This window comes from Pseudomonas salomonii, from assembly GCF_900107155.1.
In the GTDB taxonomy this organism is placed as follows: domain Bacteria; phylum Pseudomonadota; class Gammaproteobacteria; order Pseudomonadales; family Pseudomonadaceae; genus Aquipseudomonas; species Aquipseudomonas salomonii.
In genome coordinates this window covers 245742-270359 of sequence record NZ_FNOX01000002.1, presented here as the reverse complement: position 1 = coordinate 270359, position 24618 = coordinate 245742, and the positions used below count along the sequence as shown (strand labels likewise).

Annotated in this window: 24 protein-coding genes; 8 read left to right on the top strand and 16 right to left on the bottom strand. The window is 61.2% G+C overall.

Features of this window, described 5'->3' with window-relative positions; translation table 11 throughout:
* Positions 1 to 112: 112 nt before the first annotated feature.
* Positions 113 to 1600: an aldehyde dehydrogenase family protein gene (locus tag BLV67_RS05235; RefSeq protein ID WP_069787597.1), complete on the bottom strand. Its 1488-nt coding sequence runs from the start codon at positions 1598 to 1600 to the stop codon at positions 113 to 115.
* A gap of 262 nt (positions 1601 to 1862) precedes the next feature.
* Here BLV67_RS05235 and BLV67_RS05230 point away from each other — a divergent pair, with 262 nt between their 5' ends.
* The gene (locus BLV67_RS05230) at positions 1863 to 3032 is read left to right on the top strand and encodes a p-hydroxyphenylacetate 3-hydroxylase oxygenase component (RefSeq protein ID WP_069787596.1); all 1170 of its coding nucleotides are present in this window, start codon (positions 1863 to 1865) and stop codon (positions 3030 to 3032) included.
* 56 nt (positions 3033 to 3088) lie between these two features.
* The gene (locus BLV67_RS05225; RefSeq protein ID WP_069787595.1) at positions 3089 to 4018 is read left to right on the top strand and encodes a p-hydroxyphenylacetate 3-hydroxylase reductase component; all 930 of its coding nucleotides are present in this window, start codon (positions 3089 to 3091) and stop codon (positions 4016 to 4018) included.
* 704 nt (positions 4019 to 4722) lie between these two features.
* On the opposite strand, the gene BLV67_RS05220 is transcribed toward BLV67_RS05225, so the two are convergent.
* Positions 4723 to 6051: an alginate export family protein gene (locus tag BLV67_RS05220; protein ID WP_069787594.1), complete on the bottom strand. Its 1329-nt coding sequence runs from the start codon at positions 6049 to 6051 to the stop codon at positions 4723 to 4725.
* Between the two features lie 302 nt (positions 6052 to 6353).
* Here BLV67_RS05220 and BLV67_RS05215 point away from each other — a divergent pair, with 302 nt between their 5' ends.
* The 4 genes from BLV67_RS05215 to BLV67_RS05200 all read left to right on the top strand — a co-directional run bounded on the left by BLV67_RS05215 (position 6354) and on the right by BLV67_RS05200 (position 10169).
* Positions 6354 to 7853 carry an APC family permease gene (locus BLV67_RS05215; RefSeq protein ID WP_069787593.1) on the top strand — a complete coding sequence of 500 codons (1500 nt, stop codon included), beginning with the start codon at positions 6354 to 6356 and terminating at the stop codon, positions 7851 to 7853.
* On the top strand, positions 7798 to 8418 hold the full coding sequence (locus BLV67_RS05210) for a DUF3156 family protein (RefSeq protein WP_069787592.1): 621 nt from the start codon (positions 7798 to 7800) through the stop codon (positions 8416 to 8418). Before BLV67_RS05215 ends, BLV67_RS05210 begins: the two co-directional genes overlap by 56 nt.
* A 116-nt stretch (positions 8419 to 8534) precedes the next feature.
* Complete coding sequence (feaR, locus tag BLV67_RS05205) at positions 8535 to 9497, top strand: transcriptional regulator FeaR (protein ID WP_069787591.1); 963 nt, start codon at positions 8535 to 8537, stop codon at positions 9495 to 9497.
* Between the two features lie 15 nt (positions 9498 to 9512).
* Positions 9513 to 10169, top strand: coding sequence for a TetR/AcrR family transcriptional regulator (locus tag BLV67_RS05200; protein WP_069787590.1), 657 nt, complete (start codon positions 9513 to 9515; stop codon positions 10167 to 10169).
* A gap of 230 nt (positions 10170 to 10399) precedes the next feature.
* Here the strand turns inward: BLV67_RS05200 and BLV67_RS05195 are convergent, their stop codons facing one another.
* From BLV67_RS05195 to BLV67_RS05170, 6 genes are all read right to left on the bottom strand, one after another.
* Entirely contained in the window at positions 10400 to 11170 is a 771-nt protein-coding gene (locus tag BLV67_RS05195; RefSeq protein ID WP_069787589.1) for an SDR family oxidoreductase, read from the bottom strand.
* Positions 11163 to 11963, bottom strand: coding sequence for an SDR family NAD(P)-dependent oxidoreductase (locus tag BLV67_RS05190; RefSeq protein WP_069787588.1), 801 nt, complete (start codon positions 11961 to 11963; stop codon positions 11163 to 11165). The genes BLV67_RS05195 and BLV67_RS05190 overlap by 8 nt, the downstream gene beginning before the upstream one ends.
* Entirely contained in the window at positions 11956 to 12777 is an 822-nt protein-coding gene (locus tag BLV67_RS05185) for a molybdenum cofactor biosynthesis F family protein (protein ID WP_069787587.1), read from the bottom strand. Before BLV67_RS05185 ends, BLV67_RS05190 begins: the two co-directional genes overlap by 8 nt.
* A gap of 85 nt (positions 12778 to 12862) precedes the next feature.
* The gene (locus BLV67_RS05180; RefSeq protein ID WP_069787586.1) at positions 12863 to 13522 is read right to left on the bottom strand and encodes a helix-turn-helix transcriptional regulator; all 660 of its coding nucleotides are present in this window, start codon (positions 13520 to 13522) and stop codon (positions 12863 to 12865) included.
* A 57-nt stretch (positions 13523 to 13579) separates the two neighbouring features.
* Positions 13580 to 13945: a cupin domain-containing protein gene (locus BLV67_RS05175; protein ID WP_069787585.1), complete on the bottom strand. Its 366-nt coding sequence runs from the start codon at positions 13943 to 13945 to the stop codon at positions 13580 to 13582.
* A gap of 35 nt (positions 13946 to 13980) precedes the next feature.
* Positions 13981 to 15279, bottom strand: coding sequence for an NAD(P)/FAD-dependent oxidoreductase (locus BLV67_RS05170; RefSeq protein ID WP_069787584.1), 1299 nt, complete (start codon positions 15277 to 15279; stop codon positions 13981 to 13983).
* Positions 15280 to 15515: 236 nt separating this feature from the next.
* On the opposite strand from BLV67_RS05170, the gene hpaR reads away from it, so the two are divergent.
* Complete coding sequence (hpaR, locus tag BLV67_RS05165; RefSeq protein ID WP_069787583.1) at positions 15516 to 15938, top strand: homoprotocatechuate degradation operon regulator HpaR; 423 nt, start codon at positions 15516 to 15518, stop codon at positions 15936 to 15938.
* A gap of 280 nt (positions 15939 to 16218) precedes the next feature.
* Here hpaR and hpaI read toward each other — a convergent pair whose 3' ends face one another.
* Genes hpaI through BLV67_RS05125 form a run of 8 tightly spaced genes read right to left on the bottom strand, consistent with a single transcriptional unit; the run spans position 16219 to position 23461 of the window.
* Positions 16219 to 17022 (bottom strand): 4-hydroxy-2-oxoheptanedioate aldolase, encoded by an 804-nt coding sequence (gene hpaI / locus BLV67_RS05160; RefSeq protein WP_069787582.1) that lies wholly within the window; start codon positions 17020 to 17022, stop codon positions 16219 to 16221.
* A 14-nt stretch (positions 17023 to 17036) separates the two neighbouring features.
* Positions 17037 to 17840, bottom strand: coding sequence for a 2-oxo-hept-4-ene-1,7-dioate hydratase (gene hpaH, locus BLV67_RS05155; protein WP_069787581.1), 804 nt, complete (start codon positions 17838 to 17840; stop codon positions 17037 to 17039).
* 12 nt (positions 17841 to 17852) lie between these two features.
* Positions 17853 to 19157 (bottom strand): MFS transporter, encoded by a 1305-nt coding sequence (locus BLV67_RS05150; protein WP_069787580.1) that lies wholly within the window; start codon positions 19155 to 19157, stop codon positions 17853 to 17855.
* A gap of 50 nt (positions 19158 to 19207) precedes the next feature.
* Complete coding sequence (locus BLV67_RS05145) at positions 19208 to 19600, bottom strand: tautomerase family protein (protein ID WP_069787579.1); 393 nt, start codon at positions 19598 to 19600, stop codon at positions 19208 to 19210.
* Positions 19601 to 19645: 45 nt separating this feature from the next.
* A complete protein-coding gene (gene hpaD, locus BLV67_RS05140) occupies positions 19646 to 20503 on the bottom strand; it encodes a 3,4-dihydroxyphenylacetate 2,3-dioxygenase (RefSeq protein WP_069787578.1) in 858 nt (285 codons plus the stop codon).
* A 50-nt stretch (positions 20504 to 20553) separates the two neighbouring features.
* Positions 20554 to 22014: a 5-carboxymethyl-2-hydroxymuconate semialdehyde dehydrogenase gene (hpaE, locus tag BLV67_RS05135; protein ID WP_069787577.1), complete on the bottom strand. Its 1461-nt coding sequence runs from the start codon at positions 22012 to 22014 to the stop codon at positions 20554 to 20556.
* Between the two features lie 5 nt (positions 22015 to 22019).
* A complete protein-coding gene (locus tag BLV67_RS05130) occupies positions 22020 to 22790 on the bottom strand; it encodes a fumarylacetoacetate hydrolase family protein (RefSeq protein ID WP_069787576.1) in 771 nt (256 codons plus the stop codon).
* Positions 22787 to 23461 (bottom strand): fumarylacetoacetate hydrolase family protein, encoded by a 675-nt coding sequence (locus tag BLV67_RS05125; RefSeq protein WP_069787575.1) that lies wholly within the window; start codon positions 23459 to 23461, stop codon positions 22787 to 22789. Before BLV67_RS05125 ends, BLV67_RS05130 begins: the two co-directional genes overlap by 4 nt.
* A gap of 173 nt (positions 23462 to 23634) precedes the next feature.
* Here BLV67_RS05125 and hpaA point away from each other — a divergent pair, with 173 nt between their 5' ends.
* Entirely contained in the window at positions 23635 to 24540 is a 906-nt protein-coding gene (hpaA, locus tag BLV67_RS05120; RefSeq protein ID WP_069787895.1) for a 4-hydroxyphenylacetate catabolism regulatory protein HpaA, read from the top strand.
* Positions 24541 to 24618 lie beyond the last annotated feature (78 nt).

The following is a 24618-nucleotide window of genomic DNA, read 5'->3' as shown; positions in this document are numbered from 1 at the left end:
TTATTTAGTGGATCCATTAGATGTGGCGATGCAAAGAGAGTCAATCTTTCTTAGGTGTTTTGCTGGGCGATTATCGGACGTTTTGGGTTTTAATGGATCCACTGATGAGTTTTCAGTAACGAATCATCACCGACTTCAGCTCGGTGTAGTCATCAATGAATGCACTGCCGAACTCCCGGCCTATCCCCGAGGATTTGTTGCCGCCAAACGGCACCGCCGGGTCCAGCATCGTGTGCATGTTCACCCACACGGTACCGGCTTCGATGGCGGGCACCATGCGCAGGGCCTTGCCCAGGTCGTTGGTCCAGAGGCTGGCGCTCAAGCCGTACGGGGTGTTGTTCATCAGCGCCAGCAGTTCTTCTTCGGTGTCGTAGGGGAAGAAGGTCGCAATCGGGCCGAAGGTCTCCTCGTTGAGCAAGGTGTCGTTGACGCTGTTGGCGAGGATGATCGTCGGCTCGACGTAACAGCCCGGACGGTCGATCAGGTTGCCGCCATGAATGATGGTGTTGTTTTCGGCGCGAGCCTTGGCGAAGAACTCGCCGAGTTTGAGTTGATGCTGGCGGTTGGTGACCGGACCGAATTCGGTGCGCTCATCCAGGGGCGAGCCGATGTTCAGCGCGCTCAAGCGTTCGGCCAGTTTGGCCATGACCGCCTCGATCTGCGAGCGATGCACAAAGAAGCGTTCGGCGGCGGCGCAGATTTGCCCGGAATGTAAAAAGCCCGCTTCGATGATGCCGTTGACGGCCTTGTCCAGCTCCACATCGCGCAGGAACCCGGCCGAATTTTTCCCGCCCAGCTCAAGGGTGGTCCGGGTCAGCCCGGCACCCATGGCGCTCTGGCCCACCGCAATCCCGGTCGGCACGGAACCGGTGAACGACACCTTGTTTGTGCCGGGGTGCTCGATCAGCCCTTTGCCCACCATGCCGCCCCCGGTCAGGACATTCAGCGCACCGGCGGGAAGGCCGGCTTCAATCGCCAGTTCGGCGATGCGCAGGATGGTCAGTGGCGTGAATTCACTGGGCTTGATGATGATGCTGCATCCGGTTACCAGCGCCGAGGCGAGTTTCCAGATGGCGATCATGGTCGAGAAATTCCACGGCACGATGCCGACCACCACCCCCACGGGTTCGCGCAGGGTGAACGCGGTGTAGCGCTCGCCAGCGAAGGAGGGCAGCGACGGGGTGATGGTCTGGCCGCTGATCTTGGTGGCCCAGCCGGCGTAGTAACGCAGGAAATGCGCGGCCTGGTCGACTTCGAAGGCTCGGGAAATCTGGATGATCTTGCCCGACTGGCAGGTCTCGATCTGCGCCAGTTCTTCGCGGTGCTGCTCCAGCAGGTCGGCCAGTTTGAGCAGCACGTTGCCGCGTGTCGCCGGTGCCACTTGTGACCACTGCGTGAAGCCGCGCCGCGCCGATGCCACGGCCGCATCGATATCAGCCGGGTCGGCGTCGGCGACCTGGGCGATGACCTGGCCGTTGGCCGGGTTGATCACGTCCAGGGTCTGGTTGGAATGACTTTGAACGTAGCCACCGTCGATGAACAGCGCATGGTTTCGACTGAGGAAGGCTTCAACTTGGGGCAGCAGTGGAATATCGCTCATGGGGTTTTCCTGGTGGCAGACATTGAAAAGTCCGAGGTTAATCCCAGTGGCCTGGCCGGGCTTGACTGTGGCTGCCGCCTGTCATGTCTGTGGCTGCCAGCGCCTGTGGACGGCTGATCACCGCACGCCTATGAAAAGTACAATCTTGACTCTGGAAGGTGCATGTTCTGCCAGCAAGGCTCGCACCATACTGGCCCTGCATCCGGCGCCACTCCTGGATTTCACGAGTGGCCTGGACATCCAATAATAAGCAGGGCCATCCATGAAAAAGCCAAACCCGCTCCTCGAAGACCTCAAATCCATCCTGCCGACTATCGCTGCCAATGCCTTCATGGCCGAGCAAGACCGTAAGGTGCCCGCCGAGAATATTGCACTGCTCAAAAGCATCGGCCTGCACCGCGCCTTTCAGCCCAAAGCGTTCGGCGGCATGGAACTGTCGCTGCCACAGTTTGCCGACTGCATCGCCTTGCTCGCCGGGGCCTGCGCCAGCACCGCCTGGGCCATGAGCCTGTTGTGTACCCACAGCCATCAACTGGCCCTGTTCTCGGCCCAATTGCAGCAGGAGGTTTGGGGCACTGACCCGAACGCCACGGCCAGCAGCAGCATCGCGCCGTTCGGGCGCACCGAGGAAGTCGAGGGCGGTGTGTTGTTCAGCGGTGAAATGGGCTGGAGCAGTGGGTGTGATCACGCCGAGTGGGCGATCGTGGGGTTTCGTCGCAATAACGCTCAAGGCACTCAGGACTACTGTTTCGCGGTACTGCCGCGCAGCGATTATCAGATTCGCGATGACTGGTTTGCGGCGGGCATGAAAGGCAGCGGCACCAAGACCTTGATCATCGACAAGGTCCGGGTGCCGGAGCACCGCATCCAAAAAGCCAAGGACATGATGGAGGGCAAGTCCGCAGGCTTCGGGTTGTATCCCGACAGCAAGATTTTCTATTCGCCGTACCGGCCGTATTTTGCCAGTGGTTTTTCCACGGTCAGCCTGGGCGTCGCCGAGCGGATGCTCGAGGTGTTCCGTGAAAAAACCAAGACCCGCGTACGTGCCTACACCGGCGCAGCGGTCGGTGCCGCGACCCCGGCGTTGATGCGCCTGGCCGAGTCGACTCACCAGGTGGCCGCCGCCCGTGCCTTCCTCGAAAAAACCTGGGGCGAACACGCTGAACACAGTGAGCAGCAGCGATATCCAAGCCGTGAAACCCTGGCGTTCTGGCGCACCAACCAGGCCTACGCCACCAAAATGTGCATCCAGGCAGTGGACCGCCTGTTCGAGGCTGCCGGCGGCAATGCCTGGTTCGAACACAACGAAATGCAGCGCCTGTTCCGCGATTCGCACATGACCGGTGCCCACGCCTACACCGACTACGACGTCTGTGCACAGATCCTCGGCCGCGAGCTGATGGGCCTGGAACCCGACCCAAGCATGATCTGAACCGGCTTTTGATAACAACAATCAGGGCTGCGCCCGACGCAGCCCGGGAGTCTTGCATGTCTGAATCGACCTTTGACCCACGCGCCTTTCGCCGCGCCCTGGGCAACTTTGCCACGGGCGTGACCGTGGTCACCGCAGCGGATGCCTCTGGCCGCAAGGTGGGCGTTACCGCCAACAGCTTCAACTCGGTGTCCCTGGACCCGCCGCTGGTATTGTGGAGTATCGACAAACGCTCCAGCAGCCACGGGGTGTTCGAGGAGGCCAGCCATTTTGCGGTCAACGTGCTGGCGGCGGACCAGATCGACCTCTCGAACAATTTTGCCCGGCCCAAGGATGATCGCTTCGCCGAGATCGCCTATGAACCGGGCGAGGGCGGGGCGCCCGTGTTCGCCGATTGTTCGGCGCGGTTTCACTGCGAGAAATTCCAGCAGGTGGACGGCGGCGATCACTGGATAATGATCGGCAAGGTCGTGGCCTTCGATGATTTCGGCCGTGCGCCGCTGCTTTATCATCAGGGCGCTTATTCCATGGTCCTGCCCCATACGCGCATGACCAAGCGTGACGAGGGCCAGCCCCCCAGCAGTCATTTTCAGGGGCGCCTGAGCCACAACCTGTATTACCTGATGACCCAGGCCGTGCGTGCCTACCAATCCAGCTATCAGCCCCGGCAACTGTCCACCGGCCTGCGCACCAACGAGGCGCGGATGCTGATGGTGCTGGAGAACGACGCCCGCCTGAGCGCCAGCGACCTGCTGCGGGAAGTGGCGATGCCGGTGCGGGAAATCGAGGATGCCGTGGCTAACCTCAAGCGCAAGGGGCTGGTGGCCGACGACAACGGCGTCTATTTGACGCCGGCTGGTATCGAGCAGACGGAAGACCTGTGGGCCATCGCGCGTGAACAACAGGAGAAGGTATTTGCCGAGTTCAGCGCAGACCAGGTCGAAACCTTCAAGACCGTGTTGAAGCAACTGATCAGCCACTGCTGATTACCTTAGTCAAGGATAACCACTGTACCTGTGGCGAGGGAGCTTGCTCCCGTGGCGGCCTGACATTCGCTCGAACCCTATCAGGTGTAAATTGATCAAAATGTGGGAGCTGGCTTGTCGAATCGTCGCACCGCTGCGAAGGCGGCCTGCGAGTCGACCATGTGCTTGGGTTGGAATGAGTACATATCCATTTCTGCGGTAACGGCTAATTTGGGTTCCGCCCTTACGGCGGCTCACTTTTGATGGAGCGCAAAAGTAAGCAAAACGCTCTTGCCCCACCACTCTGCACCTCGCTTAGGCTCGGTGTGCCCTCACTCCGGTTTGAATCCGTGGGCCGCCGCAATGGGCCATCCTTGGCCCAGTGCGGCTAACCCGGCGTCCTGCCGGGTTACCCACGGATTCAAGCCTGCGTTCGGCCAGCGTGGGTGACGGGGCGCCTGAGATCAAAAGCAAAAGCACGGCGGCCTTATAGCCGACCGGATTCTTACTGTCGATCTGGGTCAACTGTGGGAGCTGGCTTGCCTGCGATGGCATCACCCTGGTTTACCTGATGTACCGAGTTGCCTGCATCGCAGGCAAGCCAGCTCCCACAATTTGAATCTCCATTCATAAGGCAGATATCCCCCCGGTGTCAGGGTAGTTGTCGTGTCCTCCGCTTTTTAAAGTATTCCGAGGGCGGCAAGAGTAAGGTCATGCCTTTCTACTCAGAAGGGCACAGCCACGGTCAGTTGACTGTAGAGGTTGGTGCCATTGCCACCCACCTGGTTACCCCCGGTGTCGGCATCCTTTTTGGGTTGGTAAATACCCACCAGCGGGCTGATGATCAGGTGGCTGTTGACCGCCCATTCGGCGTACAGGTCCAACTCCCGGGCATCCAGGTTCAATGCATCGTTTTTGCGCAGGGTATTGAAGTCGAAGTACAGCGCGCCGACCGTCAGGTTCTCCAGCGGCGTCGCCTTGAGACCGACGTGATGGACGCCGGTGTTGCTATTGAACGGGCCGGCATAGTTGGAGGCCACTTCACCCTGGAACCAGGTGCCGTAACCGGTGCTGAGCCCGGTAAACAGCGGGTCCCATTTTTGCGAGTAACGCGTGTAGCGGTAGGTCAGCTTCGGTGCCCAGCCAACATCGGCGAAGGTGTAGCCGGCCTCGGCATACCAGGCTTTTTCGGGGCCGGCATCCTTGTCTTGCCAGGCGTATTCGAAGGCGAAGCTGGCGTTGTCGATGCCCGCGCTGCCTTCGCCGCGCACGCTGTAGGTGTCCAGGCCCTCGCGCTGTTTCTGGAAGTCGCTGGCCCACTGGTTGGTGACGTTCATGCCGTGGACCCAGGTCAACCCCAACGTACCGGCGGCGCCCGTGTAGTCGAGGGTGCCCGCCGCCAGTTCGGTTTCTGCCTGGGCGCGGTTATCCGACTTGAGCCACAGCACCGAACCGTGCAGGCCCTCTTGCCCGCCCAGGCGCAGCACGGCAGTGCGGTCGAAGGCGTGCCGTGCCGCCAGGTAATAGGCGCCGCCACGGTTCAGCGCACCGTCAGCCGGGCCGTTGCCCAGGTTGGGGCCGTCGTCGTTGATCAGGAACCCCCGGCCAATCTTGACCACCTGGCGACCGACGGAGAAATCCACACCGTCCTTGCCCAGCGCCGGGAACAGGTCGGCTGAGCGCCATCCCAGGTACGCGTCTTCGATTTTGGTTGTGCGCTCGCTGCCATCGGTGTTGCCCGCTGCATCGCCGTCGCCCCAGGTGCCGGAGCTGACCCAATTGAGCGCGCCATACGCGCTGCCATGCCCGGCCAGGCCCTGATCGCCGCTCACCCCATACTTGATGAAACCTTCGCGCCAGGTCGAGCCGCCGGGAGTACCGTCGTAGTTGTGACGGCTGTTGAACAAGCCGTACACCGCCAGGAAGTCCGCGTTCAGATGCGTGTCATCGTCGGCATACAGCTCGTACGCCTGGGCCGAAGAGTGGCCGATCAGGAGCGCGATACCCAGGCCAACGGCCTTGGACAGCGTGCGGGTTTTCAGTGTGTGCTCCATTGTTATGTTCCCCAGCGTGGTTGGACAGCCAATAGGTCGAGGACGCATTAAGATGACCGGGAGCGGGGGAAGTCTTTCACCTGCGTGCCACGCAATTGATCCTGCCCGCCAAGCCGTATGCCTTGGCAGGCAGCAACAAAAGCGACGGCAGACATGGGCAAGACGATCAGCGTGTGTGAGGCGCACAGTGATTTTGCGCACGATGCCGTTTCGATCAAGGACTGGCTGGGGAGGGCTTTATTGCCGGCTCCTTGTACGGCTCGATGCATCCACTCAGAAATCCGCTTTCGAGGATCCGTACCATGTCGATCAATGACCGACTCACACAGCATTTGAAACGCGGCAGCGTCGGGTTTCCGACCGCACTGGCCAGCACCATTGGCCTGATCATGGCCAGCCCGGTGATTCTCACCGCGACCATGGGCTTTGGTATCGGCGGCAGCGCCTTCGCGGTGGCCATGCTGATCGCGGTAGTCATGATGCTGGCCCAGGCGACGACCTTTGCCGAAGCGGCCTCGATCCTGCCGACCACCGGTTCGGTCTACGATTACATCAACTGCGGCATGGGCCGTTTCTTTGCGATCACGGGCACGTTATCGGCCTACCTGATCGTGCATGTGTTCGCCGGGACGGCGGAGACGATTCTGTCGGGGGTCATGGCCCTGGTGAACTTCGAGCACCTCAACACCCTGGCGGAATCTGCAGGCGGTTCCTGGTTGCTTGGGGTCGGGTTTGTGGTGGTGTTCGGCATTCTCAATGCCTTTGGCGTCAGCGCCTTCGGCAGGACCGAGATCATCCTGACCTTCGGCATGTGGACCACACTGATGGTGTTTGGTGTGATGGGCCTGATCGCGGCACCGGCGGTGCAACTGGAGGGGTGGTTCGGTGTATCGCTGGTGGGCACCGACCTGGTCACCATTCTGTCGTTGGTGGGCATGGCCATGTTCATGTTCGTTGGCTGTGAGTTCGTTACGCCGTTGGCGCCGGACCTGCGCAACTCGGCCAAGGTCATGCCCAAGGCCATGATTTTCGGCTTGTTGAGCGTGGCCACCTGCATGTTCATCTACGGCGCCGCGATGAAGCGCCAGGTGGAAAACGTGTTGCTGGATGCCGCCACCGGCGTGCACCTGCTCGACACGCCCATGGCGATTCCCCGCTTTGCCGAGCAGGTCATGGGGGATATCGGCCCGCTGTGGCTGGGCATCGGTTTTCTGTTTGCCGGTGCCGCCACCATCAACACGCTGATGGCGGGTGTGCCGAGGATTCTCTACGGCATGGCGGTGGATGGCGCGCTGCCCAAGGTGTTCACCTACTTGCACCCGCGCTTCAAGACGCCGCTGCTGTGCATCCTGGTGGCGATGCTGATTCCGTGTCTGTACGCCCTGTGGTTGGGCGGCAACACCGATAACATCATGCACCTGGTGCTGGCGGCGGTGTGTGCGTGGAGTTTTTCCTACCTGCTGGTGACGCTGTCGGTGGTTATCCTGCGTATCCGTCGTCCCGATCTGCCACGGGCTTATCGCTCGCCGTTCTTCCCGTTGCCACAGATTCTTTCCAGCGTGGGTATCTTGCTGGGCATGTGGTTCATTACCCCGCCCGGCATGAACCCCGCGGATATTTATGTGCCTTTTGGGGTGATGCTCGGGGTCACGGCGGCCTACGCGTTGTTCTGGACATTGGTGGTGCAGAAGGTCAATCCATTCAAGCCCGCTTCGGTTGAAGAAGTGCTGGCCAAGGAGTTTTCCCATGAGCCTGGTAACCCTCACAACGCTTATCTCGAACAGGCTGCAAAAGCTGTCTGAGCTGTTCAGTGCCCAGCGGGCCCCGGCCGGGTACCGTCCCGGGGTCACGCTGGAGTACCTGCGACGCAACCTCGGGCAGGCAAGTTTTACCGCGACCGGGCCAGCCCGTGCTGCGTTTTGCCTGGATGATGTCGGCCTGCGGGTGGACGTTACCGAACGCACCGAAGCGCAATTGCTGATGCACCTGGTCATGACTGAATTCATGATCAAGGTGCCCGCCTCAGAGCAGGGCAGCGCACGCTTTGAGCTGCACCACAGCGGGTCGATTCGGCGCATGGGGCTGACCTGTCGGCAACGGGCCGGAGCGCCGGCGTTGCTGACCCGGCTCCAGGCTGCTTTGAACAACGACCTCGCCCTGCACCAGGCGTTGATGGTGCTGGACTTCAAACGCCTGCACATCGAGTTGAGCGGGCACCAGTGGCAGGTGCGGCTGGAACATATGGGCGGCAGCGAGGTGGTCAACCGCATGCCGTCGTTTCGTCGCTACATTCCGTTGAGCAGCGTGCAGCGGACAGGGTTGTTCACTGTTCTGGCGGGTTTGCAGCGAGTGTTGAGCTCGGTCTGATCGGGATACTTGGCATCATTAGTGCTTCAACAGTGGCTATCACGTACTTGTTGCGCCTATATAGATAACATGTTAACTATTAGCCAACAAAAACAAGAAGCCATTGTGGAGATGCCATGAGCACCTATCAGTCTGCGCGCTATGGGTTGGAAACCTGGACTCGGGACCTGCGAGCGGCCTGCGGCCATTTCGACACGGAACTGGCCTTCAACCGTGCGCTGTTCATCGGTGAAGTGTCCGTGCACTCCCGTGGCGGTCTGTCACTAGCCAACCTGCGGACCAATGCCGGCTTGATCAAGCGCGAGCGGCATAACGCCGATCACGATATGGACCAGCATTGTTTCCTCCTCAGCCAGCGCAGTGGCTATTGCCAGATCACCCAGAACGGCGAGGTCATTCAGTTGGCGCCCGGCGATATGTTGCTGATGGATTCCACGGGATCGATCGAGATCAGCCCTTTTGGCCTTATCGAACATACGTCCCTGTCACTCTCACGCAACGAAGTGTGCAGGCAGCTGGGCAGTGCATCGAAAACGTTCGGCAAGATCTCCTCGAGCAAGGCCTGTGGCCGCATGCTCCATGTGCTGATGGACCAACTGTGCAGAGAAGGACTGGAGGGGCAGGATTCGATTGAAGAGGCCGAGGCACTGCAAGCGGCGTTTGTCTCCTTGCTGGGTTCAGCCTTTGAGTTGCATGACGCACCGGGCGACTGCGCCGCGTCGTTGCAAGGCAGCAACCTGCGCAGCTACGTACAGAAAGTTATCGATGAGTCCCTGACCCAGCCCGGTTTGAGCCCGGTGGGCCTGGCCAGCCGCTTGAACATCTCGGTGCGTCATTTGTACCGTTTGTTTGAAGAGCAGGACGACAGCGTCTGCCGCTACATCCAGCGTGCACGGCTCAAACGCAGTGCGGACGATTTGACCAACCCCTTCCTCAAAAGTGAGTCGATCACATCGATCGCCTACAAGTGGGGCTTCACCGATTCCGCGCATTTCAGTCGCTCGTTCAAGAAGCAATTTGACCTGTCGCCCAAGGACTTTCGGTCTACCCATCTGCAGCAAGCGGTCGGTGCGGCGTAGGTTATCCATCGATCAATGAAACCGCTCACCCTGTCGGCCCACAACATCTGCGCAGTGGCGGTCGAACACTTTGCCGATCATGGCTACGACGCTTCATCGCTGAACGAAATTGCGGGGCGGGCCGGCATGCGCAAGGCGTCGCTGTATGCGCATTTTGTCAGCAAGGCGGCGTTGTTCCAGAAGGTCTTCGAGATTGCCCTGGCGCATGAGCATCAGTACATCACGCAGTGTTTCAAGGAGGAGGCCGGGCACACAGGAGTGCCGGGGCGATTGCACCTTGAGCGGCTGAGCGGGCGGTATGAAGGGTCGGCGCACCTGCGCTTTTTGTTGCGCACGGCGTACTTTCCGCCAGCGGATATTCGTAGCGTCATTACCGCAGGATTTGAGGGATACCTGGCGCGCATTCGCCAGGCCTTTCAGTCTGCCGCGCAAGATCGCTACAAGACGGTGCAACCTGGAACGCTTGAAGTGTTTAGCGACGCCTACCTGGGCATCGTCGACAGCCTGCATGTGGAACTGATCTATTCGACGCCCCAGGGCTATGTCAAACGGCTTGCGGCTTTGTCGCGGGTGTTCAGTGATTCACTGTCAATGCTCGAAAGCGCCGACCGCTATCTACCTGATACACCTCGATCAACATGTGGGAGGGGGCTTGCTCCCGATGAGGGCTGACACTCTGCCATCGGGGCATAAGTATCTACATATCTTAGAGCGAGCCCTCTGCGTAGCAGCTGTCGAGCCCCGGCGAGGCTGCGTCAGCGGTGTGTCAGACAGGCCGCAAACGCAGCCTCGCCGGGGCTCGACAGCTGCTACGCACTCTCACATTTGAAATCTGTAGATACCTATGGCCATCGCGGGCAAGCCCACTCCTACATTTGATCCAGGTTACACCCCGATTGAGGTCATTTCACTTCAGGCAACGTCGACCCGCCATCCACCACGATGGTCTGCCCGGTGATGTAAGCCGCCAGCTCAGACGCCAGAAACACCATCGCCCCGGCGATATCCTGCGCGGCGCCGAGGCGTCCCAGTGGCACGCGGCTGGCGATGTCGGCATTGACCTGGCTGTCGCCCAGGTTATCCATGGCCGGCGTGGCAATCATCCCAGGCTCCACACCGTTGACGCGCACCTGATAGGCGGCCAGTTCCAGCGCCGCATTGCGAATAAAGCCGTTCACCCCGGCTTTTGACGCCGCGTAGTGGCTAAGCCCCGGGTAGGCAACCCGTGGCCCGGTGACTGATGAAGTGACCAGTACACAACCGCCGCCCTGGCGCTGAAACATCGGCAAGGCGGCCTGGGTCAACCAGAACAGGGCCGAGAGATTGACCGCCAACGTGCGCTCAAGAATCGCCGGGGTGATCTGCGCGAACGGCGTCAACGGAAAGTAGCCGGCGTTGTGCACCAGAATATCCAGGCGGCCCCAGCGTCTTTCTATCCCCGCTACCAATTCGAGCACCGCCGCAGCATCGGCCAGATCAACGTCGATGGCCTCGACCTGACACGCTCGCGCCGTCAGGTCATCGGCCAGCGCCTGGGCTTGCGCCAGCCGAAGGTCGGCGATCATCACACGCGCGCCACGCACTGCAAACGCCTCGACGATGGCCCCACCGATGCCTTGGGCACCGCCGGTGACCAGCACGGTTTTACCGCTGAAATTCAAGTCGTCAGGCATGTGCGGTCTCCATATGGGCGTAGGCCAGCGTGGGCACATCGACGATGCTTGAACCGCCGTCGGCGACCAGGCTCGCCCCGGTGATGATCGAGGCATCGGGGCTGGCCAGGAAGCGGCACACCTTGGCGATTTCCGTGGCGCTGGCGGGGCGCCGCAACGGCACGTCGGCGCACACGCGGGCGTAGGCTTGCTGCAGCGTGTCGCCATGGAAACTCATCAGCGGCTGCATTTCCTGGTCTGCCATCGGCGTGGTGACCCAGCCTGGGCACACCGTGTTCACGCGCACGCCGCGTGGTCCGTAGTCCCTGGCCAGGGAGCGGTTGAGCCCGAGCAGCGCATGCTTGGCAGTGGTGTAGCCGCACACTTCGGGGCCGGCGGCCAGCGAGGCGATGGAGCCGAGCAGCACGATATTACCGGCGCTTTCGATCAGCAGCGGCAGGCAGGCGCGGGCACTGTAGAACGCGCTGTCCAGGTTGCTGCGCAACGCGGCCTCCCACGTCTGCGGGCTGGTTTGGGTGGCGCTGCCGACGCCATGGCCGCCGGCGCAGGCCAGCAGCACATCGAGGCGGCCGTAGCGCTCACGAATCTGTGCGACGAAGCCTTCCCAGGTAGCTGGGCAGGCTGCGTCGCCGACCAGGACCAGGCCGCCGGCGTCCCGGGCGACCTGCTCCAGAGGCTCGCGGCGACGGCCGATCAGCACCAGGTTGGCCCCTTCGGCGGCGTACAGCCGGGCGCAGGCGGCACCGATGCCCGTGCCGGCACCGGTGATCACGATGGTCCGCGGATCAGGCATCGGGATACTCCGTGCGGTTGAGCACTTGGCAGTAGGAACTGACGGGAAAGTTCGACAGCTCATCGAAGGACGCACCGGCATAGCCGAAAATCTTGCCGTCGCTGCGGTGCTGTTGCAGGTCGATCAGTACCAGGCCGAGGGTGGGGATGATCTTTTCGCGCCAGACGAACAGGTACAGTTGATCGGCAACCTTGTAGTAATGGCAGCGGTCGGTGTCGCACAGGCCTTGCTCCACGCCCTTGAGGCACTGCCAGGCATAGAACTGATCGTTCAGGTAGATGTGCTCGTAGACCTCGCTGGGGCTGTAGCGATACAGGTTGCGCAGGCCGGTCAGTTCCTGGGTCGGCGCGTGGGGGCATTGGCCGGCTTGCCAGGGTTGGTCCAGGCTGCCGTGCAGGAAGTCCACTTCCACTGAGGTCAGGGCCTTGCCGGCCAGGGCGCGGCTGTAAAGGTCTTGCTCGGTTTGCTCGCGGTTCGGCATACGCCCGATCACGGCGGTGAACGACGCCGTGGTGGTGTCCAGCACCAGGCTGATCGACCAGGCCTGGCCGGCTTCGTGCTTGATGAAATCGACCAAGTACAGGCCCGGGCGTACCGAGGTGGCGCGGTACGCGGCAGACCCGCTGGAGTGACCATCCGCCGCGTGCCAGTGCAGCGCCTCGGTGTCAAAACGATGCTCGATCTGCCAACCGTTGGCAAAATGCAGGGTGAAGGTCTTGCCGTTGAGGTCGGCAAGGTTGGGCAGGATGAACGCGTCGGTGGCAAAACCGTCGGCGAGGGCGCCTACGGTGATCCAGTCGGATGATGTGGTCATTGCATGGCTCCGGTTGATGGAATGGACATCCCGGATCATGCGGCGGGCAATCGGGCCCGCCTATCAACCGAAGGGTTGAGGCGGCTTAAAGAAACAGCGCGGCAACCAACTCGGTACGGCTGGTCACACCTGTCTTGCGAAACAGATGGATCAAGTGAGTCTTGATAGTGGGCAGGCCGACGTCCAGATCCAGCGCCAGTTGTTTGTTGCTCGCACCCTGACGCAACAACCACGCGATCTGGCGCTCCTTGGGCGTAAGCCCGGCCAGTGCATCGTCGCAGGGCTGCATATTGGCCACGGCCATTTGCAGCAACGCCTGCAAGGCATTGAGCTGAGCCAGTTGGTCGCTGGTAAACACCCCTTGCTCAGCGGTGCGCAGCAAGGAGATAGCCGCCTGAGGTTGGCTGGCGCGATGGGCGACGATCTCCACCACATCGACCACGCCATAACGCTGCAGGAAGTCTCGATAGCGGCGGCTGTCACGCAGCGGCTGGCGCGCCATGGCGAAACCCAGCGGCACCACCGTCAACCCGCTGGACAGGCAATTGCGCGGTTGCAGCGGGTCGAATTGACGGTAGTTGTCCAGATAGTCGCGGTGCATTTCACCGCTCATTCCGTGTAACTGGAAGTCGCGGGCTTGCAGCTGGCGGTCGACACAATAGAACGCCGCCTGGCTGACGGGGACCAGTTGCGTGAAAGCCTGCAGGCAATGGCCGGCGACTTCTTGAGCGGGGATGGCGTGCATGGTCAGTCACCTGCGCCGGAGAAAACACTGCCGGTCGAAGCCGGCAGGGGAGAGCGATCAGGCTACCGCGAAATAGTGCTTCACAAAACTCTCGCTCACCACCTCCCACAGCACCGGCGTGCCCTTGGTCACGAACCAGCTGTCGCCGGCCTTGTAGCGAGTGCTCTGGCCAGTGCTTTCGTCGGTCAGCACCACTTCCCCGGTGACCACGGTGGCTTGTTCGGCGAACGGGTAGACCATCCGGAACTTGCCTTGGGTGGTGCCGAAATAGGCACTGCTGACGGGGTCGGTCGGTGCACCAAAGGTCATTTTGCCAAAGGCTTTGACTTCACCTTCGAGGATCTCGGAGCCCAGGTCGGCAACCGTGCCCCAGGCATCGAGTTGCGACAGTTGGATATCTTTCTTGAGGGTGGTAACAGACATGGCAGTTCTCCTGTGAATGAAACAGCGGGGCTCAATCAACGGCGACCGTTGAAATAGCCCGAGAGTTGGTGAAGGCTTTTGCCGGCCGTGAGCAGCAGTGGGCGGATATGGTCCTTGCCCAGGATCTGCGCATGCTTGACCGAACTGATCAGGTCGTAGCGCGACGAGCCTTCGCTCATGCCTTCGGCCAAGACCTTGCAGATGATGTGGCTGGGCGTGACCCCGAAACCGGCGTAACCCTGTACATAAAAGGCGTTGGGGCGCCCGCTCAGCGTGCCGATCTGCGGAAACAGGTTGGCTCCGGTCGCCATCGGCCCGCCCCACGCCAGGTCGATTTTCACGTCCTTGAGGTACGGGAAAATCTTCAGCATCAGGTTACGGTTCCAGGCTTTGAGGTCCAGCGGGATGTGCTCGACGAAGGGCGTGGCCGCACCGAACAACAGACGGTTTTCGTTGGTGACCCGGTAGTAGTCGATCACCGGCCGAATATCGCTGTAGGCGCCGTGTATCGGGCTGATGCGGTTGATCATCTCGTCCGACAACGGTTCGGTCATCAGCTGGAAGGCGTAGGTATTGACGGTGGTCTTGTGCAGTTCCGGTTCCAGTTTGTTGAGGAAACTGTCGCAGGCCCACAGCAGCTTGGACGCTTTGACCGAGCCTCGGCCGGTGCGCACGGTGATGCGTTCGCCGTAGCTGACTTCCAGGGCCGGGCTGTGCTCAAAGATACGCACACCGTGGTCGGCCAGGGCTTTGGCTTCGCCCAGCAGCAGGTTCAGCGAGTGCACGTGCCCGCCACCCATGTGCAGCAACGCGCTGGTATAGGCGTCGGAGCCAATGATCTGATTGACCTCGGACCCCGCCATAAAGCGGATTTCGTCCTTGGTGTTGATCGACTTGAAGTCCTTCTCCCACGCGCGCAGGGTTTTTTCCTGGCGGGCGTTGAAGCCCATGTAGCCGTAGCCGTGGCAGAAGTCGGCGTCGATCGCGTATTTGGCGATGCGGTCCTTGATGATGCTGGCGCCCAGCTCGCTGATTTCAAAGATCTGGCGCAGGCCTTCGTCGCCGACTTGCTGCTTGATCTTTTCCAGGTCATGGCCTATACCCGCCATGATCTGCCCGCCGTTGCGGCCCGTGCCGCCGAAGCCCAGGTAGCGGGCTTCCAGCACCACAATGTTGGTGATGCCTTTTTCAGCGAGTTCCAGTGCGGTGTTGATGCCGGAGAAACCACCCCCAATCACCACCACATCGGCTTCCACGTCCTGCTCGAGCGTCGGGAAGCTGAGGTTGTATTTCTTGGTTGCCGAATAGTAGGTAGGCGTTTCGATATTGATCATGGCGCAGCCTGGAAAAGTGAAGGGAACGCGCTGCAGAGCCAACAAGAAGCTCTGTGCCTGTTGGGTGTATTAAGTGCCTTCCGAGCGGTAGGTGTCTTGATTCTGTGTGCCGCCGGTCTTGACCGTGGCTGCCAATATCAACCATGAACCTGGCCGGGCGGTAAAGCAGCACGCGGCGATCGGCGGTCAATGCTAGAATGTTGTTAATCTGTTAACTAATCACGACGCCGACATCCATGTCCAAACCGCGCCAATCCTTGACCCTTACTTTGCTCCAGGCGCGTGAAGCCGCCATGGGGTTTTTTCGTCCCTCGCTCAATCAGCACGGGCTGACCGAGCAGCAGTGGCGGGTCATTCGTATCCTGAGCCAGCACGATGAGCTTGAGATCAACCGCCTGGCCGAGCTGGCGTGCATCCTCAAACCGAGCATGACCGGTGTGCTGGTGCGCATGGAGGCGGCGGGCATGGTTGAGCGGCGCAAGGCGCAACAGGATCAACGCCGTGTGTTGGTGCGGCTGGCCGAGAAGGGGCAAGCCTGCTTCGACTCGATGAGCCAGAGCATGGAAGCCAATTACCAGCGCTTGCAGGCGGGCTTTGGCGAAGAGAAGTTGCAGACGTTACTGACTTTGCTCAACGAGCTGAAAACCCTCAAGCGCTAGTCAAGCGTGTTTGACGGGACGACCGCAGATCAAAAGCAAAAGCGCGACGGCCTTAGAGCCGACCGGCGTAGTAGTGAGCGGGCTTACCCCGCGCTGGGTGGCGAAGCCGCCCCAATAAGGACGCTGCGGTGTTTCAGAAAAACCGCGGTGCCTGGGTTTGGGGCGGCTTCGCCACCCAGCGCGGGGCAAGCCCGCTCACTACAATGATGTGTGGATAGTTATGCTCATCGGGGGAAAGCCCCCCTCCCACAGTTTGATCTTCATACATCCTAAGCCTACGTCAGTAGACACCGCCTGCAGTGCTTGCAGGCGCCGGTGAACCCTTGAAGGCCGCCGCCAGGGTTTGCAACCCGCGCATCAGCACCGTGGTATCCACGCCCACCGCTACAAACGCCGCACCCAGTTCGATATAACGCCGGGCCAGTATCGGGTCGGCGCTGAGAATACCGGCGGCTTTGCCGGCGTTGCGGATACGCGCGATGGCGTCTTCGATCGCCGCCTGCACTTCAGGATGGCCCGGGTTACCGCGATAACCCATTGATGCGCTCAGGTCCGCCGGCCCGATAAACACCCCGTCCACCCCCTCTACAGCCGCAATCGCGTCCAGGTTGGCCAGGCCTTCGCGGCTTTCGATCTGCACCAGCAGGCACATCTGCTCGTCGGCTTTGTCGAGGTAACCGGGGATGCTGTTCCAGCGTGACGCCCTTGCCAGCGCACTGCCGACACCGCGAACCCCGTTGGGCGGGTAGTGGATGGCCTTGACCAGCTCCCGCGCCTGTTCCGCACTTTCCACCATGGGGACCAGCAACGTCTGCGCGCCAATATCCAGCACTTGCTTGATCAGCGCGGTGTCGCCGATGACCGGGCGAATCACCGGATGGCTGGGGTAGGGCGCCACGGCCTGGAGCTGGCCGAGCATGCCGCGCAGATCGTTGGGCGCATGTTCGCCGTCGATCAACAGCCAGTCGAAGCCGGCATTGGCGGCCAGTTCCGCGCAGTAGGCATCGGACAATCCCAGCCACAGGCCGATCTGCGCTTCACCGCTGCGCAGACGATGTTTGAAGGTGTTGACAGGCATATCCATCAAGCGATCTCCGGTTAAACGAATCGGCAGGCAATGGAGCCCAGCATGTCGTAGTCGGCATGGAAGGTATCGCCCGGGTTGGCCGCGACAGGGCGGGTGAAGGAGCCGCCCAGGATGATTTGCCCAGGTTGCAGGGTCACGTCATAGGTGGCCAGTTTATTGGCGAGCCAGGCCACGCCCTTGGCCGGGTGATTGAGCACCGCCGCCGAGACGCCGGACTCTTCGATCACGCCATTGCGGTAGAGCACGGCGGGCACCTTGCGCAGGTCGATCTCGGTGGGGCGCACAGCGCGCCCGCCCATGACCACGCCGGCATTGGCAGCGTTGTCGGAGATGGTGTCGAACACCTTGCGGGTCGCCTTGGTGTGCGGATCGACCTGCTGGATGCGCGCGTCGATGATCTCCAGCGCCGGGATCACCCATTCGGTGGCGTCCAACACATCAAACATGGTCACGTTCGGGCCTTTGAGCGGCTTGCCCAAGATGAACGCCAACTCCACCTCGACGCGCGGCACGATAAAGCGTTCGAAGGGGATGTCGGTGCCTTCATCGAAAAACATGTCATCGAGCAGCGCGCCGTAATCCGGCTCGGTGATGTTGGATGAGACCTGCATGGCCCGGGAGGTCAGGCCGATTTTATGCCCGACCAGCTTGCGGCCGTCCTTGATTTTTTGTGCCACCCACGCGCGTTGAATGGCGTAGGCGTCTTCGATGGTTATTGCTGGGTGGTCCAGGGAAAACTGGCGAACCTGCTCGCGAGAACGTTCGGCCCGGTCGAGGCGGGCGGCGGCTTGCAAAATGAGCTGTTGATCAAGCATGACAAAGGTCTCTTACTGAGGGTTGACGATGGCTGCCTGGGTGCGCAGCACCAGCAAGCCACCGAGTGCAATGAGCAGCGCCAGGACGTAGAGGGCCAGGCTGGCGCTCTGGGTGGTGTCGCGCATCCAGCCGATCAGGTAGGGCGCAAAGAACGAGGCGATGCTGCCGAAGGAACTGATCAGCGCAATACCGGCCGCTTGGGTGTTGTTGGACAGGAAGGCCGGCGGCAGCTGCCAGAACATCGGCAACGCCGCGCTGGCACCCATGCCGGCGACGATCAAGCCGCCCAGCACCAGGGCCGGGTTGGCCGGGGCGAGCCCGGCGATGGCAATGCCGGCCGCCGACATCAGCAAAGGCACGCAGAGGTGCCAGCGGCGTTCACGGTGACGGTCGGACGAACGCCCGCAACCGATCATGAAAAAACAGCCAGCCAGATATGGCACCGCACTGAGCAGCCCGACCTTGCCGTCACTGCCGATGCCGGCGCCGTGGATCAGCGTCGGCATCCAGAACGCCAGGGTGTTGACCGCCAGCATCACCGCAAAATACACCGCCACCAATAGCCACACCTGCGGGTTACAGAGAATGGCCGAGAACGAGATGATCGATTTGCGATGTTCTTCCCGGTGCAGTTGCTCGCGCAGTTGTTGCTTCTGCGCGGGCGTCAGCCACTTGACCGTCTCAAAGCTGTCCGGCAGGCACTTGAGCACCACCAGCCCGAGCAGAATCACGGGGGCGCCTTCGATGACAAACATCCATTGCCAGCCGCGCAAGCCGCCCAAGTCGTGAAAGTGTTCAAGGATGCCGCCGGAGAGTGGCCCGCCGATCACGCCGGCCATCGGCACCGCGATGGCAAACAGCGCGATGACTTGCGCGCGACGACCGGCCGGGTACCAGCGGTTCAAAAACACCAGGATGCCCGGGAAGAAACCGGCCTCGGCCACGCCGAGCAAAAAGCGCAGCACATAGAAGCCCATCGCGCTGTCGATCAGGAACATGCACGTCGACAACGCCCCCCACACCACCATCAGCGTGGCGATCCAGCGCCTGGGGCCCACGCGGTCCAGGGCCATGTTGCTGGGTACGCCAAACAGCGCGTAAGCCACGAAGAACAGGCCGGCGCCGAAGCCGTAGACCGTGTCGCTGAAGTTCAAGTCAGCGCTCATCTGCATCTTGGCGAAGCCGATGTTGATGCGGTCGAGGTGGGCGAAGAGGTAGCAGATCAGCAACAACGGCATCAGCCGCCAGGTGATGGTGCCGTGGGTTTGGTCGTGTACGACGGTGTCTGGCGTGTCGGCGGTATTGGCTGTGCTCATGGTTTTATACTTTTTGTCTGAGAGGCCGATGGAACGAACAGGTGAGCGTGTTAACCCACCTGCGCTTTGAGGAAGGCGTGCACGTTGTTTTGCTTGAAGTTGAGCTGCTCGTGCAGCTCGATCATCTCAAACGACAAGGCCAGCAGGCGTTGGGCCTGCAGCTCGGCGAAGTGCTGGGTAATCACCGCGAAGAGTTGTTCGGCGACCTTCTGGCGTGTCGCCAGGTCGCGGCCATGCCCGACTTTCAGGGTCATGTGCATGAAGGAGTAGTCATGCTTGCCGTCGGCCATGCGCCAGGTGTCCAGGCGCACCCCGCGGCTGCGGATCCCGCCCAGGGGAAACACGCCGCTGTCGCCCAGGGTTTGGTGGACTTTTTCGAACAGGCCAGGCAAGTCGGCTTGCTGTTCAATGTTGTCGGTGTATTCAGCGATAAAGTGGGGCATGCAGGGCTCCTTCAGGCCGCGCGGCAATACCGTGCGGCCATACGGTCAAACAGGGAAAATAGCGTTGATCTGCCCGGTGCCCGAGCTGCCGAACGGCGCGGTGATGATCTCGGCCGGCTTGTCGTAATCCGGCCCGCCGAGCAAGCCCAGGAGCATGGCGGTGTCATGCATCTTGCCTTCGCCAAAACAATGCTCGGCGTAGTCCGGGAGCATGGCGCAGAACTCTTTCCAGCGGCCCTGGCGCCAGAGTTCCACCACGTGCAGGTCGACCTGCTTGTCGAATTCACGCGTCCAGTTATGGATATTGGCTTCGGCATTGCGGTCGTCGGAGAAGCGGTGCGACAGCGAACCCGAGGCCAGCACCACAACTTTGCGGTCGCTCTTCTCGATGGCCCGGCGTACGGCGGCGCCGAAGGTGAAGCTGTCTTGCAGGCGATGCCAGGCGCACCAGGCGGCAATCGAAACTACGTTAAGTTTTTGCGCGTCCGGTACGCCCATGTGCATGTAACGCATCGGCACCAGGGTGCCGTATTCCAGCTCCAGGCTCGGGATGTTGTGGGCCAGGGTACGCACGTCGGCGGCGTTGGCTTCGGCCGCGATCAGCTCGCCCAGCTCGGGGCAACCCGGGTACTCGTATTCCATGTTCTTGATGAAGTGCGGCAACTCGTTACTGGTGTAGATGCCCTTGAAGTGTGCGCCGCTGTTGACGTGATAGGCACTGTTGACCAGCCAGTGCACATCGAACACCACGGCGGTATCGGCGCCCAGCTCGCGGGCGCGACGGCCGATCTCCTTGTGACCGGCAATCGCCGCTTCGCGGCAGCCATGGTGTTTGCCGGGAAGCTCCGACAAATACATCGAGGGTACGTGGCAGATTTTCGCCGCCAGGATGACTTCGCCCATGCTGATTCTCCTGAAATTGTTGTTGTTGTCTTAGGTGCTTCTTGTGTCGCTCAGACGCCCCAGCGTGGAATGTGATGGCTGCCCATCGAGATGCACACGTTCTTGATTTCGGCGAACACTTCGAAGCTGTACTGGCCGCCTTCACGGCCCGTGCCAGAGCCTTTCACGCCGCCGAAGGGTTGGCGCAGATCGCGCACGTTCTGGCTGTTGATAAACACCATGCCCGCTTCGATGCCATAGGCCAGACGATGCGCCTTGCCGATGTCCTGAGTCCAGATGTAGGACGCCAGCCCGTATTCGGTGTCGTTAGCCAGTCGCAAGGCTTCGGCCTCATCCTTGAACGGGATCAGGCACACCACCGGGCCGAAGATTTCTTCCTGGGCAATGCGCATGTTGTTGTTCACGTCAGCGAACACCGTCGGCTGGATAAACTGGCCTTTGCTCAAGTGCGCCGCCAGGTTGGCCGGGCGCTCCAGGCCGCCGGCGAGCAGGGTGGCACCTTCTTCGATACCAATCTTGATGTAGCCGGTGACCTTGTCGTAATGGGCCTGGGTGATCATCGAGCCGACCTGGGTTTTCGGGTCTTGCGGGTCGCCGACGATCAGGCGTTTGGCGCGCGCGGCAAACTCGGCCACGAACTGCGGGTACACGCTTTCCTGGATGAAGATCCGGCTACCGGCGGTGCAGCGTTCGCCGTTGAGCGAGAAGATAGTGAACAGCGCGGCGTCGAGGGCGCGTTCCAGGTCGGCATCTTCAAAGATCAGTACCGGTGACTTGCCGCCCAGTTCCATGGAGTACTTTTTCAACCCGGCGGTCTGCATGATTTTCTTGCCGGTGGCGGTGCCGCCGGTGAAGGAAATCGCGCGCACGTCGGGGTGGCGCACCAAGGCATCGCCGGCGGTGGCGCCGTAGCCTTGGATCACGTTAAACACGCCCTTGGGAATGCCGGCTTCGACAGCCAGGCGCCCCAGTTCGTTGGCGGTCAGCGGCGACAGCTCGGACATCTTCAGCACGGCGGTGTTGCCCAGCGCCAGGCATGGCGCGGTTTTCCAGGTGGCCGTCATGAAAGGCACGTTCCACGGCGAAACCAGCGCACACACACCCACCGGTTGGTAGAGGGTGTAGTTGAGCATCTGGTCATCGACCGGGTAGCTGTGGCCGTCCATGCGTGTGCAGACTTCAGCGAAGAAATCGAAGTTGTGCGAGGCCCGTGGAATCAACACATTTTTGGTCTGGTGAATCGGCAGGCCGGTGTCGAGGGTTTCCAGTTCGGCCAGGTACGGCACGTTCTGTTCGATCAGTTCACCGAGCTTGCGCATCAAGCGTGCACGCTCTTTGGCCGGTGTGCCCGCCCACTTCGGGAAGGCCTCCTTGGCGGCTGCCACGGCTTGCGCGACTTCCTCGGCACCGCCGCTGGCCACTTCGCCGATGGCTTCACCGGTGGCCGGATTGTAGTTGACGAACACGTCTTTGCTTTCGACCTCACGGCCGTTGATCCAATGTTTGATCATGCTGCTCAAGCCTCTTTACGGGCGCTGAAGAACGCCGCTTCGCTGACAATTCGGTTAACCAGGCGGCCTACGCCTTCGACTTCCACAATCACTTCATCGCCGGGCACCACATCGGCCAGGCCCTCGGGCGTGCCGGTGGCGATCATGTCGCCGGGTTGCAAGGTCATGAAGCTGGTGAGGTATTCGATCAGGTAGGGAATGTCGAAAATCATGTCCTTGGTGCTGCCTTCCTGGCGCAGCTCACCGTTGATCCAGGTGCGCAGCGTCAGGTTGCCGGGGTCCGGCACATCGGCGACGTCGACGATCCACGGGCCGACAGGCGTGGTGGCGTCGCGGTTCTTCACGCGCAGGTTGGGGCGGTAGTAGTTTTCCAGGTAATCGCGAATGGCGTAGTCGTTGCACACCGTGTAGCCCGCTAGGTAGTCCAGGGCATCTTCGCGTTTGACGTTACGCGCCGGCTTGCCGATGACGGCCACCAGTTCGCACTCGTAGTGCATGTAAGCGACGTTATCCGGGCGCCAGGTCACCTGGTTGTGGCCGGTGTACGTGCCCACGGATTTGATGAAGGCCAGCGGTTCGGTCGGAGGCGTAAAGGCCAGTTCGGCGGCGTGGTCGGCATAGTTCAGGCCCAGGGCGAACATGCTGCCGGTGGCCGGTGGCAACCATTGCACCTGATCTTCGGCCAGCAGGCGGCCGTCGGCCAGGCGTACGGCGTTGTTGTCTTCGACATGGGCGAGGTGGACTTCGCCTTCAAAGGCTATACGGGCGTGTTTCATGCAAGCTCCTGTGACGCGGCCACGATGGGGTTGACGAGGCGGCCCAGACCGCTGATTTCGACTTCTACGGTGTCACCCGGCTGCACATCGACGCGACCTTCCGGGGTGCCGGTGATCAGCACATCGCCTGCGTGCAGGGTCATGAACTCGCTGATCTCGGCGATCAGCAAAGGGATATTGCGCACAAAGTTGGCCGTGCTGTTTTGCTGGCGAACCTCGCCGTTGACGTACAGCGTGATCGCCAGGCTATGCGGGTCGTTGATCTGTGCAGTAGGGATCAGCTCAGGCCCGACGGCACAGAAACCGTCACGGCATTTGGCTTTGACGGCAGGGCGGTAGTAGCTGTCTTCCGGCAGGCTGAATTCATTGACGATGGTATAGCCGGCCACGTAATCGAGGGCTTCGGCCGCGCTCACACGGCTGGCGCTCTTGCCCATCACCACGCCCAGGGCCGGGCCGGGTTGCAAGCGTTCGCCCGGGCCTGGGTGCACAACCTCGGCACCGTGCTGATTGCGCGTGTTGGGCGTCTTGATGAACAGCACCGGTTTGACCGGCGGCTTTTGATACGGCGGCTGTTCGAATTCGGCGAGGCGCTGCTTGAGCAGCCCCTGATAGTTCAGTGCGACACCGAACAGAGTGCCGGTCGCGACGTCATGCAAGGCACGGCTCATGCTTTCTCCTGGCAGAGCCATGGGGCAGCTCCGGATATTGTTAATGTGTTAACAGTTATAATTAAGATGTTAACTATCGTCAAGCGTGGCACACTCATTTCGCGGTGGTTGCGCTGTGCGAATCGGTGCAGGATGAGCGCCACCGCCATCACAAAAACAACGAGCAGCGTGCGATGACCGACCGTCAACCCATCCCGAACATCAACATCGGCCAGGTCTATGACCAGCGCTACAGCGACGCGCAGGTGCATTACGATCGGCTGGCCAACCTGGCGGGTTTCTTCGGACGCAACATGCCGGTGCACCGGCATGACCGGTTCTTCCAGGTGCATTACGTCAAAAGCGGCGCAGTGCGGGTGTACCTGGACGACCAGCAGTACGTCGAGTCGGGGCCGATGTTCTTCCTTACGCCGCCCACCGTGCCGCATGCCTTCGTGACCGAGGCCGACAGTGACGGACACGTGTTGACGGTGCGTCAGCAACTGGTCTGGCAATTGATCGAGACCGACCCCAGCCTGGCACCGGCCGGCGCGCAATTGCCGGCCGCGTGTGTGGCCTTGGCGCAGTTGGGGCCGCAATACGCAGGCGATATCTGCAGGGTGGACGCTTTGTTCGAGGCGCTGAGCGAAGAGGTGAAAGCCCCGCGCTCCGGACGCAGTGCGGCCCTGGACAGCTTGACGCGGTTGATCATGATCAGCCTGTTGCGGCTGTGCTCCCAGTCGCTGAAAGCCACACCTGCCCGCCACGAAGACCTGAAAATCTTCCACCGCTTCAATGAGCTGATCGAGGCGCACTACCAGCAGCACTGGCCGTTGTCGCGCTATGCCCAAGGCATTGGGGTGACGGAAGCGCGGCTCAACGATGTGTGCCGACGCATTGCCGACCTGCCGTCCAAGCGCCTGATCCTGGAGCGCCTGATGCAAGAGGCCAAGCGCCTGCTGTTGTTTACCGGCAGCTCGGCCAACGAAATCTGCTACCAGCTCGGTTTCAAGGACCCGGCCTATTTCAGTCGTTTTTTCCAGCGCTACGCACAGCTCACTCCGGGGGAGTACCGCCAGCGCCAATCGGGGTTGCGTTGAGCCAGGCATGGGGTCTTCGCGCTTTGGTCGGTTGATCGTGTACCGATCATCTTGAGCATTGCAGCGGTACGACAGAAT